Here is a 13,522-nt window from a genome sequence, read left to right as displayed (position 1 = left end):
GCGGGTGGGTTTCGAAGGCGGCCCGCTCGCCGGCCACCGCGACCGCGATGCTCTGCGCGCCTCGCGGGCGGCCGAGCCGGTCGGGATGGCAGGCGTATGGTGTGCCGTCGTGGGAGGTCAGGCCCCACGAGCCGATCGTCCAGCTCCGGCCGGTGCGCCGTTCCAGCCACAGTTCCAGGGTGCCGGTCGCGCCCGTGCAGAACTCCTGGAGGAAGATCACGCCGGGCTCGATCGGTGCGCCGAGGGCGTGCCGGCCGATGTTCTCCGCCAGCTCGACCGCGCTCGCGCGGTAGAGGGGGCAGAGGGAGTTGGTGCCGGTGCAGACGTTCCACGTCATCGCCGACAGCGTCACCGGCGGCTCAGCGCGGGCGGGAGCCGTGAGAGCGCTTGCCGCGAGCGTCAGGACCAGCCCCCACACCATGTGCGACATACAACCATGAAGAGGTCACGGCGCGGGGGCCGTCCGTACGTCGAGGACGGCGTCCACGCGGGCCAGGGCCCGCAGGTGGTGGCGGCGCAGGACGAGGACGACCATGCCGACCGCGCAGCAGGCGGCGCCGACCCAGTACGGCATCCCCGGGTCGATCTCCTCGCCCAGCTTGGTGGCGATGAACGGCGCCAGCGCGCCGCCCGTCCAGCGCACGAAGTTGTAGCCGGCCGAGGCCACGGGCCTCGGGGCGTCGGAGACCTCCATGGCCGACTCGGTGAAGACGGTGTTGTTCAGGCCGATGGGGATGCCCGCCAGGATGGTGAAGACGATGACGCCCGCGTGGCCGGACAGCGCGATGCCGATCTGGAAGACGGCCAGCAGCGCCAGCGCCAGGTGCAGCACGTTCACCGAGCCGATCCTGCGCTGCAGCGGCGGCGCGGCGAACACCGACGCCAGCGCCACGCAGACGCCCCAGCCGAAGAAGACGGCGCCGATGCCGTACGGGGACATGTGCAGGATGAACGGCGTGAAGGCGAGCAGCGTGAAGAACGCGAAGTTGTAGAACAGCGCGGTGCAGGCGGTCGTGGCCAGCCCGCCATGGGTCAAGGCCTTGAGCGGCGCGCTGAGTCTGGTCTTCACCGCCGGCTTGGCACTCGGCTCGAGCAGCGCGGCGATCAGCACGAAGCCGGCGGCCATGAGCGTGGCGGTGCCGAAGAACGGGGCCCGCCAGCTCCAGTCGCCGAGCAGGGCGCCGACGAGGGGGCCGGTGGACAGGCCCAGGCCGAGCGCGGCCTCGTACAGGATGATGGCCGACTCCGCGCCGCCGCTGGCGGCGCCGACGATGACGGCGAGCGCGGTGGCCACGAACAGGGCGTTGCCGAGGCCCCAGCCCGCGCGGAAGCCGACCAGCTCCGCGACGCTGGTGGAGGTCCCGGCCAGCGCGGCGAAGACGACCACCAGCGCCAGGCCGGCCAGCAGCGTGCGCTTGCCGCCGATGCGGCTGGAGACCCAGCCGGTGACCAGCATGGCCACGGCCGTCACCAGGAAGTAACTGGTGAACAGCAGCGAGACCTGGCTCGGCGTGGCCTCGAGGCCCTGCGCGATGGAGGGCAGGATGGGATCGACGAGGCCGATGCCCATGAAGGCGACGACCGCCGCGAACGCGGTCGCCCAGACGGACATGGGCTGGCGAAGGATTCCGCCGCCGGTTTGCATGGTGCTCCTTTTGCGTACGCGTGGCTACGAGCGGCCGAGTTTCGCCAGGACGGGCAGGGCGGCCGCGAGTGTGGCGCGCTCGTCCTCGGTGAGCGCGGCCAGTTCACGGGTGAGGTTGGCGATCCGCGACCTGCGGACGTTCTGCAGCCGTTCGCGGCCCTCGGCGGTGAGCTCGACCGTCCTGACGCGGGCGTCGGCCGGGTCCGTGCCGCGCGCCACGAGGCCCGCGTCCTCCAGCCGGTTGATCTGGACCGTCATGGTGGGGAGTTGCACGGCGTGATCTTCGGCGAGCGCCGTCATGCGCCGGGGGCCGTGTTCGAGCGAGCCGAGCACGCCGTACTGCTGGCTGGTCAGGGGCTGTCCGGCGGAGTAGCGCCTGAGCAGGAAGACCAGGTGACGCAGCACCACGGCGACCTGCTCGGCCAGGTGGGTGGGATCGTCCCGCATACTTAGCCCAACTAACTTAGCTTGTCTAATATTCCGTGACATGACATGAAAAAGCCCGGCCCCGGATTCCGGAGCCGGGCGAGTGCCCACATTACGGGCGTTCGGTCTCCAGGCGGACGGTCTCCTCCACCGTCATCTCCTGCCTGATGCGCAGCGAGGGGTCGAGCGGGCGCACGTACGCCTGCTGCACGCCGGGCACGCGGTCCTCGATGACGAAGGTGGCCCGCGTGTACGCCTCGGCGCCGGGCGCCTGGACCCGCGGCACGACCTTGAAGTCGGCCGTCATCCGGTCGCGCTCGATCGTGGTCAGCACGTAGCCGCGCTGGTTGTTGTAGAACTTCAGGTGCGGGTTGATCCCCAGGAACGGATGCTGTGCCGGGTCGGAGTCGGCCCCGTCGCCGCCGGTCGAGATCGACGTGGCGACCAGCTCCGAGCCGACCGTGGGCCCGGTCGGGTCGTCGTAGTCGAGCTTGAGGTCGCTGGCCCAGTGGGCGTGCACGTCGCCGGTGAGCACCACCGCGTTGCGCACCTCGGCGTCGATCCAGCCCTGCGTGATGCGCTGACGGGAGGCGACGTAGCCGTCCCAGGCGTCCTGCGAGGTGATCTTGGCCGGGCCGGCGTTGTTGTCGCGCTGGGCGAAGAAGACCTGCTGACCGAGGACGTCCCACTGGGCCCGCGACGTGCGGAAGCCGTCCAGCAGCCACGACTCCTGCTCGGCGCCGGTGATGGAGCGGGCCGGGTCGACCGCGTCCGGGCAGTCGCGGTAACCGTCGCCGCAGCCCTGGTCGTCGCGGTACTGGCGGGTGTCGAGCATGTGGAACGTGGCCATCCGGCCCCACCGGACGCGCCGGTAGAGCTGCATGTCGATGCCGCGCGGGATCGAGGTGCGGCGCAGCGGCATGTTCTCGTAGTACGCGCGGAAGGCGGCCTCACGCCGGGCGAGGAAGTTCGGCTGCGGGTTCTCCGGCCGTTCGGGCACCTCGTCGGCCCAGTTGTTGTCCAGCTCGTGGTCGTCCCAGACGACCAGCCAGGGCGCGGCGGCGTGCGCGGCCTGCAGGTCGGGGTCGGCCTTGTACTGGGCGTGGCGCTGGCGGTAGTTGGCCAGGGTCTCGGTCTCGGGGCCCTCGTGGTGGCGGACGTTGCCGCCGGGGATCGTGTAGCTGTTCCTGGTGTACTCGTACTGGTAGTCGCCCAGGTGCAGGATGAGGTCGGGGTGGTCCTCGGCCAGGCGGCGGTACGACGTGAAGTAGCCGTGCTCGTACTGCGCGCACGAGACGAACGCCATCGACAGGGCGCCGCCGTACGACCCCGGGTGCGGGGCGGTGCGGGCGCGGCCGAGCGGCGAGACGTACGGGCCGACGCGGAAGCGGTACCAGTACTCGCCGTCGGCGCGCAGGCCGTCCACCTCGACGTGGACGCTGTGGCCCCACTCGGGCGCGGCCACGGCCCCGCCGGAGCGCACGACACGGCGGGCGCGCTCGTCGGCGTACACCTGCCACTGAACGGTGAAGGGCCGCTGCGGCATGCCGCCGAGCCCGTCCTCGGCCAGGGGCTCCTGGGCGAGGCGGGTCCACAGCACGAGGCCCTCGTGGTCGGGGTCGCCGCTGGCGACGCCGAGGGTGAACGGGTCGGTGCGCAGCCCGCGCGAGGCGAGCGTGGCGGCGGTCTCGGCGGCGGGGTCGGGGTCGGCGTGCGCGGTGGCGGCGGGGATCGCGGCGGCGGCGCCCGCCGCTAAGCCGGTGACGAGGAAGTGCCTTCGGTTCAGTCGGGACACGTGTGGCTCCTGCTCGACGATCAAGGGTGCCGGACGCCCCGAGCTTGACTCGGAATCATGACGCGTCGGTGAACTCCAGCCGACAAAAAAGACGACATCCTTCGCGGATGCCGCCTTTTCCTGAAATTTCCGCCGTCAGGCTGTGGCGCCCCCCGCCGGGCCGGGCCGTGCGACCCGCCCCGCCGCGAGCGATCATGTCACAGGAGGATCTGTGGCCTGCGCAGACGCGCCGCGTGCCGCGGTCGCCTGGACGCCTACCAGCCGCGCTCGGCCAGCCGGTGCGGCTGCGGGATCTCGTCGACGTTGATGCCGACCATGGCCTCGCCCAGACCGCGCGAGACCTTGGCGATGACGTCGGGGTCGTCGTAGAAGGTCGTGGCCTTGACGATGGCCGCGGCGCGCTTGGCCGGGTCGCCCGACTTGAAGATGCCCGAGCCGACGAACACGCCCTCGGCGCCGAGCTGCATCATCATCGCGGCGTCGGCCGGGGTGGCGATACCACCCGCGGTGAACAGCACCACCGGCAGCTTGCCGGTCTTGGCCACCTCGGCGACCAGCTCGTACGGCGCCTGCAGCTCCTTGGCGGCGACGTACAGCTCGTCCTCGGGCAGCGAGGTGAGGCGCTTGATCTCGGCGCGGATGGTGCGCATGTGGGTGACGGCGTTGGAGACGTCGCCGGTGCCGGCCTCGCCCTTGGAGCGGATCATGGCCGCGCCCTCGGTGATGCGGCGCAGGGCCTCGCCGAGGTTGGTGGCACCGCACACGAACGGCACGGTGAACTGCCACTTGTCGATGTGGTTGGCGTAGTCGGCGGGCGTCAGCACCTCGGACTCGTCGACGTAGTCGACGCCGAGCGCCTGCAGCACCCTGGCCTCGACGAAGTGGCCGATGCGGGCCTTGGCCATCACGGGGATCGAGACGGCGTTGACGATGCCGTCGATCATGTCGGGGTCGCTCATCCGGGACACGCCGCCCTGGGCGCGGATGTCGGCGGGCACGCGCTCAAGGGCCATGACGGCGACGGCGCCGGCGTCTTCGGCGATCTTGGCCTGCTCGGGGGTGACGACGTCCATGATGACGCCGCCCTTGAGCATCTCGGCCATGCCGCGCTTGACGCGGGCGGTTCCGGTGACGGGGGTGCTTTCTGGCGTGCTGCTGGACACGGTCATCCTCACGGGCTCTCACGGCGATCGGTACGTTTGTCAGGACTATCGTAGGTCCTGACGGACCCGTCCCCCGACATGCCACAATGTCAGGATTTATCGAGACGTCCCTACAGTCTGGCTCAGGGGATGACAGGCTTGCGGCTGGCCAGCGCCACCCAGACCTGCCCGGGCGCGAAGTTCATCGGCTCACCGCTCTCCGTGGTGAACGTCGTGCCGCCGTCCTCCGATTCCCGCTCCCACTTCGCCTTGTACGCCTTGCCGTCGCGCAGCACGATCGCCGAGCCCTTGCCGGTGGTGTGCACGAGCGGCGTGTAGCTGTCGTTGGAGTCGTGGAACTCCGAGCGCTCGGTCTTGGTGTACTGGACGACGACGGTCGGCGCGCCGAGCTGGCCGCCCTCGGCGGCGATGTCCTTCTTGCCGTCCTGCCAGATCATCCACTGCTTCTTCGCCTCCGACCAGCGGAAGGTGAAGCGCGCGGCGGGCCACTTGACGGTGTACGACGCGCGGTCCACGCCGCCCTCGGCCGGCGGATCGCCGAAGGTGAAGCCGACGTCCTTGGCCTTGCTCGCCTTCGGCGCCTTGGCCAGCAGCTGCTTGGTGTTGGCGAACAGGTTGTAGGGCGCGACGCGGCCCGGCTGGCGGAAGTACGCGCCGGGGTTCCTGGTGTCGCCCACGTCGAACAGCGACGCCTCGGCGATGTACGGCAGCAGCTTGCTCTGCGCGCCCGAGTAGGCGAAGGCGGGCTTGCCGAACTGCGGCGCGATGTGCAGGTCGGAGATCCGCGCGCTGCGCACCGGGCCGACCTTGGGCGGCAGCTTGGAGGAGAAGATCGCCATGAGCCGGGTCAGGCCGGCCTCGACCTGCTCGACGTAGACGATGTCGGCGCTCTTCAGCCCGAGCTGCGGCTTGCCGGCCGCGGTGTTCTCGATCTTCACCGCGACCACCGGCTTGAGCGACTCGTACGGCTTGCCGGTGAACGGATGGGTCTTGACCGGCTCCTGCTCCGGCTCCTCGGGAGCCAGCGTGGCGGCCTGCGGCGCCTTGCCCGGCGCCGGTTCGTTGGAGGAACAGGCCGCGACGGGCACCACCACGGCCGCGCCCGTCAGCCAGATCATGATCATCCGGGGTAGCCGCACGTGACAACACTCCTTGCTTCGACCCTTAAACGGGATGAAGCTTACTGGCTTCACCAAATCAGGTCATTCGGTTGCCATAGTCGCCGGCGGATTGTCATCGATCTCGAAGAATCGCGGGTAGGCGGTATGCCCGGCCAGGCGCAGGGTCCTGGCCAGCCAGCGCCGCTGCGCCGCACGGGTGACCGCGACCGCGTTGTTGTAGAAGCGGCGCGAGTAGACGACCTTGGCCACGGCGGTGTCGAGCTCCTCCAGCAGCTCGCGGCCCGCGGGCGACTCCGACAGCTTCTCGCGGAAGCGTTCCTGGTCCACCACCGCCCGCAGGGCGCGTGACAGGTCGCTCTCGGCGTGCTCGCGCTCCTCGGGCCCGGCCGTCCTGGCCTCGTGGGCCGCCGTGGCCAGCACGAGCGACGTGGCCGGGTCGAGCAGGCGCGAGCCGGCCAGCTCCAGCACCACGGCCCGGCGCCGCATCAGCGCGGCGTCCAGCGACTCCTGGGCCAGCTCCAGCCGGATGTGCAGGCGGTCGAGCCGGCCCGCGCGCCAGGAGATGTAGACCGCCGCGAGCACGACGACGATCCCCACGATCAGGATGGTCGTGGTCACAGGTCTTCCTCCACCCGGCCGGCGCCGCTCGTGGTGACCGTCTCGTAGACGCGCACGACGTCGCGGGCCACCGTGGACCAGTCGTACTTCCGCACCGCCACCAGCGCCTCGGCCGCCAGCTTGGCGCGGCGCTCGGGGTCGTCGAGCAGCGCGGCGGCCTCGCGCGCCAGCGAGGCGTGGTCGCCGTTGGCGAACAGCGCGCCCGCCTGCCCCTCCCCCAGCACCCTGCGGAACGCCGGGATGTCGCTGGCCAGCACCGTCGCCCCGGACGCCATCGCCTCGGCCAGCACGATGCCGAAGCTCTCGCCGCGGGTGTTGGGGGCGCAGAACACGTCGACCGAGTGGTAGGCGCGGATCTTGTCGGCCTCGCTCACCATGCCGAGCACGGTCACCCGGTCGTGGAACTCCTTCGGCACCCGTTCGTAGACGTCCTTCGCGTCGCCGGGCCCGGCGATGAGCAGCTTGAGGTCGCGGCGCTCGGCCGCGAGCACGCGGAAGGCGTCGAGCAGGATCGGCAGGCCCTTGCGCTCTTCGTCCATGCGGCCGAGGAAGCCGATCGTGGCGCCGTCGGGGCCCCAGCCGCCGAGCGGCTCGGCCTCCGTGTAGCGGGAGACGGTGACGCCGTTGGGGATCAGCACCGCGTCGCCGCCGAACTGCTCGACCAGGCTCTTGCGCGCGGCGTCGGAGACCGCGATGCGCCCGCTCAGCTTCTCCAGCGCGCTCTGCAGCAGCGGCTCGGCCACCGCGATGGCGCGCGAGCGCTGGAACGACGCGTGGAACGTCGCCACGATGGGCCCCCTGGCGGCCCAGCAGGCCAGCACGCCCAGGCTCGGGATCAGCGGCTCGTGGATGTGCAGCACGTCGAACTCGCCCGTACGCACCCAGCGCCGCACCCGCGCCGCCGACAGGAAGCCGAACGACATCCGCGCCACCGACCCGTTGTACGGCACCGGCACCGCCCGGCCGGCCCCCGTCACGTAGGCGGGCAGCTCGTCGTCGTCGGCCGCTGGGGCGATCACCGACACGTCGTGTCCCTGGGCCATGAGCGCCTGGGCCAGGTCGTCGATGTGCTGCTTGACGCCGCCCGGCATGTCCCAGGAGTAGGGGCAGACGATGCCGACCTTCATCGCGGCAGGTCCTCCAGCCAGAGCCGCTGCAGCATGTGCCAGTCGTCGGGGTGCTCGGAGATGCCCTTCTCGAACACCTCGGCCATGCGCTGCGCGAGGAAGGCGACCTTCTCCTGCCGGGTGCCCTCCTCGGGCATGGGCACCTCCTCGTGGATGTGGATGCCCCACTCGTCGCCGACGAAGTAGACGACGGCGGGCAGCAGCGCCGCGCCCGTCTGCACGGCCAGCAGCGGCGGCCCGGCGGGCACCTTGGTGGTAGCGCCGAAGAAGCGCACCTCGATGCCGCTCTTGGTCAGGTCGCGCTCGGCGGGCAGGCAGACCGCGCGCCCCTTGCGCAGCCGCGAGGCGAGGGTGCCGAAGTTGTGGCCGTCGCCGCCGGTGAGCGGCAGCACCTCCATGCCGAGGCCCTCGCGGAAGGCGACGTAGCGCCGGAACAGCGACTCGGGCCTCAGCCGCTCGGCCACGGTGGTGAACGGATGGCCCACGCCCACCAGCCACGCGCCGGCCGCGTCCCAGTTGCCCATGTGGGGCAGGGCCAGCACGACTCCCCTGCCCGCCTCCAGGTTGGTGAAGATGTGCTCGGCCCCGATGACGTGGGTGCGGCGCACGATCTCCTCGGAGCTCATGGACGGCAGCCGGAAGACCTCGTGGAAGTAGCGGAAGTACGAGCGCATCCCGGCCCTGGTGAGCTCGCTCAGCTCACGGTTACCGGGCTCCAGCCCGGTCACCCTGGCCAGGTTGGACTCCAGCCTGCGCACCGACTTGCCGCCCCGGCGCCAGACCCGGTCGGCCAGGAACCGGAAGACCGCGGCCGTCGGGCGCTCCGGCAGCAGCGGCACGAGCGTCCAGCCGGCCGCGAAGCCGGCGGCCACCACCCGGTCGCCGAAAGACACCTTCTCGCTCATGTCCGCCTCGTCTGCTGGTAGACCGCCATGACGCGCTGCCCCACGGTGACGACGCTGGCCGCCGCGAGCAGCCACATGCCGGCGGCCAGCACGTACGGGACGCCGAGCCCCGACAGGAAGGTCGCGACCAGCGCCACGACGAGCCGTTCCGGCCGCTCGGCCAGCCCGACGTCCGCCGTCAGCCCGAGCCCTTCGGCCCTGGCCTTGGCGTAGGAGACCAGAGCGCCCGCGATCAGGCACAGCAATGTCACCGCCGCCATCAGCGTGTCGTCTCTCGACATGAAATACAAGATCAGGCCCGCGAAGATGGCGGCGTCGGCCACCCGGTCGAGCGTCGAGTCGAGGAACGCCCCCCAGGTGGTGCCCCCCTTCCCGCCGAGCCGGGCCACCACACCGTCGAGCAGGTCGAACAGCACGAAGACGGTGATGACGAGGGCCCCCACGGTCAGGTGGCCTAGGGGGAAGAAGAGCAGAGCCGACACGACCGTGCCGAGGGTGCCGGCCGCCGTGACGGCGTCCGGGCCGATCCCGCGGCCGACGAGTGCCCTGCCCAGCGGGGTGAGTATCCGGGTCACGGCCGGGCGCAGGAGTTTGAGCATCGCCGTCCGATCGTAGGCCATCGGGACCTGACAACTTTCTTTGCTCCGGCCCCCTTGTGATATCCGCCACAGGGGTATTTGGTGAACACACCGCGTCCATGCGGTTTCTACTCGCTCCGTGCGGGCGCGGCGTTGGAACCAACCGACGTACGCGGGAGGCTGATGTGGCGGAGAAGAACGCGGGCGGCACCATGGGAGCCGCGGGCAGGGCACTCGCGGCCGACCGGGCGGACGCGATTCGCAATGTCGTGCTGGTCGGCCACTCAGGATCAGGGAAGACGACGCTGGTCGAGCACCTGCTGGCCGCGACGGGAACCGTCCAGCGCCCCGGACGGGTGGAGGACGGCAACACGGTCAGCGACTTCGACGAGGTCGAGGTCAGGCAGCAGCGGTCGGTCAACCTCGCGGTGGCCCCGCTGACGTACGGCGGGGCCAAGATAAACCTCCTCGACACGCCCGGTTACGCCGATTTCGTCGGCGATCTGCGCGCGGGACTGCGCGCCGCCGACGCCGCGCTGTTCGTGGTGTCGGCCTGCGACGGCATCGACGGGCTCACCCAGATGCTCTGGGAGGAGTGCGCCCAGGTCGGCATGCCGCGCGCGGTCGTCATCACCAAGCTCGACCACCAGCGGGCCAACTTCGACGAGGTGCTCGTCACCTGCCAGGACGTCTTCGGCGACGGCGTGGCCCCGCTGTATCTCCCGGTGATCACCAACGGTCACGTCAACGGGCTCATCGGGCTGCTGTCGCAGAAGTTCTACAACTACGCCTCGGGCGACCGGGCGGAGAAGGACCCCGGCGCCGAGTACGCCGCGCAGATCGAGACGTACCGGGGCGACCTCATCGAGGGCATCATCCAGGAGAGCGAGGACGAGTCGCTCATGGAGCGCTACCTCGCGGGCGAGCCCATCGACGGCATGATGCTCATCGAGGACCTGGAGAAGGCCGTCTCGCGCGGCAGCTTCTACCCCGTGCTCTGCACCGGGCTCGGCGTGGGCACGACGGAGGTGCTGGAGCTCATCACGCAGGGCTTCCCGTCTCCCCTCGAACGCCCGATGCCCGAGATCTCCGACCTGTCCGGCAAGCCGGTCCAGGGCATCGCGTGCGACCCCGACGGCCCGCTCGTCGCCGAGGTCGTCAAGACCACCAGCGACCCGTACGTGGGCCGCATCAGCCTCGTCCGCGTCTTCTCCGGCACGCTGCGGCCCGACATGACCGTGCACGTGTCCGGCCACGGCGGGGCGGAGCGCGGCCACGAGGACCACGACGTGGACGAACGCGTCGGCGCCCTGTCGTGCCCGCTCGGCAAGCAGCAGCGCACCACCCCCAAGGGCGTCGCGGGTGACATCGTGGCGGTGGCCAAGCTGTCGCGCGCCGAGACCGGCGACACGTTGTCGGACGTGGACCGGCCGCTGTGCATGACGGCCTGGAGCATGCCGGAGCCGCTGCTGCCGGTGGCCATCAGGGCCAGGTCCAAGGCGGACGAGGACAAGCTGTCGCAGGCCCTGGCCCGGCTCGTGGCCGAGGACCCGACCCTGCGGCTGGAGAACAACGCCGAGACCCGGCAGCTCGTCCTGTGGTGCATGGGCGAGGCGCACACCGACGTGGTGCTCGACCGCCTGGCCAAGCGCCACGGCGTCGAGGTCGAGCGGATCGAGCTACGGGTGCCGCTGCGTGAGACGTTCGGCGGCAAGTGCCAGGCGACGGGCCGCAACGTCAAGCAGACCGGCGGCCACGGCCAGTACGCGATCTGCCACGTCGAGATCGAGCCGCTGCCGTCCGGCTCGGGCTTGGAGTTCGTCGACAAGATCGTCGGTGGCGTGGTGCCGCGGCAGTTCATCCCGTCGGTGGAGAAGGGCGTGCGGGCCCAGATGGAACGCGGCGTCGTCGCCGGCTACCCGATGGTGGACCTGCGCGTCACCCTGTACGACGGCAAGGCCCACTCCGTCGACTCCTCCGACATGGCCTTCCAGATCGCCGGGCAGCTGGCGCTCAAGGAGGCCGCGTCGAAGGTCTCGACGCTGCTGCTGGAGCCGGTGGACGAGCTGTCGGTGCTGGTGGCCGACGATTACGTCGGCTCGGTGATGTCCGACCTGTCGGCGCGGCGCGGGCGGGTGCTCGGCACCGAGCCGGTCGGCCACGGCCGGACGCTGGTCAAGGCCGAGGTGCCCCAGCTGGAGATCACCCGTTACGCCATCGACCTGCGCTCGATGTCGCACGGCACCGGCACCTTCCACCGGAGCTTCCTGCGCTACGAGCCGCTGCCGCCGAACCTGGCGAGCAAGGTGGCCGCCGCCGAGTGACGGCCGTGCCGGGAGGGCATGTCCCTCCCGGCACTATTTTAGTCATTTATCACAGAAGCATCACGAGTCTATTTCGTTTTTCCGTCCCGACCATGGCGGGCCGGGTGTCACACTGGGTGGCACTATGCGTACTGGACGGCCCCTCCTAGCAGCCGCCGTGCTCGCGGTCGTGACCACCACGGCCGCCTACGCCTTCGGCCCCGACGCCGAGCGGAGCCCCGCGGCGAGCCAGAAGAAGACGACCACCTCCACACCCTCTCCGGCCTGCAAGGCCGACCCGCGCCATCCGAAACGGGAGCTGCGCGGGGTGTGGATCGCCACGACCCAGAACATCGACTGGCCCTCCAGGGCCGGCCTGCGGCCCGACCGGCAGCGGGCCGAGTACGTCAAGATCCTCGACAGTGCCGCCAAGCGCAACCTCAACGCGGTCTTCGTCCAGGTGCGCCCGGCCTCCGACGCGCTGTACAAGTCGTCGCTCGAGCCGTGGTCGCAGTACCTGACCGGGACCGAGGGCAAGGATCCCGGCTGGGACCCGCTGCCGTTCCTCATCTCCGAGGCCCACAAGCGGGGCATGGAGTTCCACGCCTGGTTCAACCCGTATCGCGCGTCCTACAAGGACAGCGTCTCCAAGCTGCCCCGCAGCCATCCCGCGCGCCAGCACCCGGACTGGACGGTCAAGTACGGCGGCCGCCTCTACTACAACCCCGGTATGCCGGCCGTGCGCGAGCACGTGGTCAAGGTCATCGACGACGTCGTCAGCCGCTACGACATCGACGGCGTGCACTTCGACGACTACTTCTACCCCTACCCGGTGGCGGGCGCGACGTTCGACGACCGGGCGGCCTTCCGCAAGTACGGCAAGGGCATGAAGCTCGCCGAGTGGCGGCGCGACAACGTCGACACGCTCGTCGCCGAGGTCGACAGGGCCGTCCATCGCGCCAAGGGCCACGTGCGGTTCGGCATCAGCCCGTTCGGCATCTGGCGCAACAAGTCCAACGACCCGACCGGCTCGGCCACCTCGGGCATGTCCGCGTACGACTCGATCTACGCCGACGCGCGGGCCTGGATCAAGGACGGCACGGTCGACTACGTGCTGCCGCAGCTCTACTGGCCGCGCGGGCACCGCCAGGCCGACTACAACACGCTGGTCCGCTGGTGGTCCAACGAGGTCAAGGGCAGCGACGTGCAGCTCTACATCGGCCAGGGCCTCTACCGCGTCGGCACGCGCGACGACAGGACCTGGACGCGTCCGGGCGAGCTGGCCGCGCAGGTCGGCGTCAACCGCGACTCCAAGCAGGTCGACGGCGAGGTGTTCTTCAGCGCCAAGCAGCTGCTGACCAACCCGCTGCGGGCGATCGACCGCGTCGCCACGACGTACTACAGCCGCCCGGCGCTGCCGCCGGCGGTTCCGGACGCCGGCGGCCAGGCTCCCGCGGCGCCGCAGGGCGTCAGGGCGCAGGGGACGGCGCTGTCGTGGACCCCCGCCCAGGGAGCCCGCGCCTACGCGGTCTACCGGCTGCCGAAGTCGGGCCGGGACTGCCACACCGCCGACGCCCGTGACCTGGTGGCCGTCGTGGGAGGCCCGTCCTACACCGCGAAGGCGCCCGGCACCTACCTGATCACCTCGATCGACCGTCTCTCCCGCGAGAGCGACGCCCTCCGGGTGAAGACAGGCTGACCCGCTGCTGAACGCACGCGGCCGGGGCCGGTTTCCGCCGCCCCGGCCGTCGGCGTTCCCGGCGGATTCGCGGGCCGGGCGCGATGGGATCGGCGGGGTGCCGGTGCATGAGAAGGTAGTCGCGTCCGGTGGCGCCGGAACA

12 protein-coding genes are annotated in these 13,522 nt (G+C 70.8%); 2 read left to right on the top strand and 10 right to left on the bottom strand.

Translation table 11 applies throughout. The annotated features are described in order from the left end of the window. From E1286_RS28730 to pgsA, 10 genes are all read right to left on the bottom strand, one after another. Positions 1 to 430: hypothetical protein (locus tag E1286_RS28730; protein ID WP_223190487.1), on the bottom strand; the 430-nt coding region annotated here is incomplete at its 3' end. A gap of 15 nt (positions 431 to 445) precedes the next feature. After that, positions 446 to 1,612 (bottom strand): MFS transporter, encoded by a 1,167-nt coding sequence (locus E1286_RS28725; protein WP_246075262.1) that lies wholly within the window; start codon positions 1,610 to 1,612, stop codon positions 446 to 448. 57 nt (positions 1,613 to 1,669) lie between these two features. Beyond that, positions 1,670 to 2,092, bottom strand: a complete 423-nt coding sequence (locus E1286_RS28720; protein WP_132617370.1) for a MarR family winged helix-turn-helix transcriptional regulator — start codon at positions 2,090 to 2,092, stop codon at positions 1,670 to 1,672. Positions 2,093 to 2,183: 91 nt separating this feature from the next. Next, positions 2,184 to 3,866: an alkaline phosphatase D family protein gene (locus tag E1286_RS28715; RefSeq protein WP_132617368.1), complete on the bottom strand. Its 1,683-nt coding sequence runs from the start codon at positions 3,864 to 3,866 to the stop codon at positions 2,184 to 2,186. Positions 3,867 to 4,120: 254 nt separating this feature from the next. Continuing rightward, a complete protein-coding gene (gene pdxS / locus E1286_RS28710) occupies positions 4,121 to 5,035 on the bottom strand; it encodes a pyridoxal 5'-phosphate synthase lyase subunit PdxS (RefSeq protein ID WP_132617378.1) in 915 nt (304 codons plus the stop codon). Between the two features lie 116 nt (positions 5,036 to 5,151). Further along, positions 5,152 to 6,168 (bottom strand): DUF3048 domain-containing protein, encoded by a 1,017-nt coding sequence (locus E1286_RS28705; protein WP_246075260.1) that lies wholly within the window; start codon positions 6,166 to 6,168, stop codon positions 5,152 to 5,154. Between the two features lie 63 nt (positions 6,169 to 6,231). Then, positions 6,232 to 6,768: a LemA family protein gene (locus E1286_RS28700; protein WP_132617366.1), complete on the bottom strand. Its 537-nt coding sequence runs from the start codon at positions 6,766 to 6,768 to the stop codon at positions 6,232 to 6,234. Continuing rightward, positions 6,765 to 7,895 carry a glycosyltransferase family 4 protein gene (locus tag E1286_RS28695; protein ID WP_132617364.1) on the bottom strand — a complete coding sequence of 377 codons (1,131 nt, stop codon included), beginning with the start codon at positions 7,893 to 7,895 and terminating at the stop codon, positions 6,765 to 6,767. Before E1286_RS28695 ends, E1286_RS28700 begins: the two co-directional genes overlap by 4 nt. Further along, complete coding sequence (locus E1286_RS28690) at positions 7,892 to 8,800, bottom strand: phosphatidylinositol mannoside acyltransferase (protein ID WP_132617362.1); 909 nt, start codon at positions 8,798 to 8,800, stop codon at positions 7,892 to 7,894. The genes E1286_RS28695 and E1286_RS28690 overlap by 4 nt, the downstream gene beginning before the upstream one ends. Beyond that, positions 8,797 to 9,399 carry a phosphatidylinositol phosphate synthase gene (gene pgsA, locus E1286_RS28685; RefSeq protein WP_165969952.1) on the bottom strand — a complete coding sequence of 201 codons (603 nt, stop codon included), beginning with the start codon at positions 9,397 to 9,399 and terminating at the stop codon, positions 8,797 to 8,799. The genes E1286_RS28690 and pgsA overlap by 4 nt, the downstream gene beginning before the upstream one ends. Positions 9,400 to 9,563: 164 nt before the next feature. Here pgsA and E1286_RS28680 point away from each other — a divergent pair, with 164 nt between their 5' ends. Together E1286_RS28680 and E1286_RS28675 are read left to right on the top strand one after the other, a co-directional pair. Continuing rightward, the gene (locus tag E1286_RS28680; protein WP_187368235.1) at positions 9,564 to 11,702 is read left to right on the top strand and encodes an elongation factor G-like protein EF-G2; all 2,139 of its coding nucleotides are present in this window, start codon (positions 9,564 to 9,566) and stop codon (positions 11,700 to 11,702) included. A gap of 124 nt (positions 11,703 to 11,826) precedes the next feature. Continuing rightward, positions 11,827 to 13,380, top strand: a complete 1,554-nt coding sequence (locus E1286_RS28675) for a glycoside hydrolase family 10-like protein (protein WP_132617358.1) — start codon at positions 11,827 to 11,829, stop codon at positions 13,378 to 13,380. Positions 13,381 to 13,522: the final 142 nt, after the last annotated feature.

Origin of the sequence: Nonomuraea terrae (assembly GCF_004348995.1) — a bacterium.
Classification (GTDB): Bacteria; Actinomycetota; Actinomycetes; order Streptosporangiales; family Streptosporangiaceae; genus Nonomuraea; species Nonomuraea terrae.
This window is presented reverse-complemented; position numbering and strand designations above follow the sequence as displayed.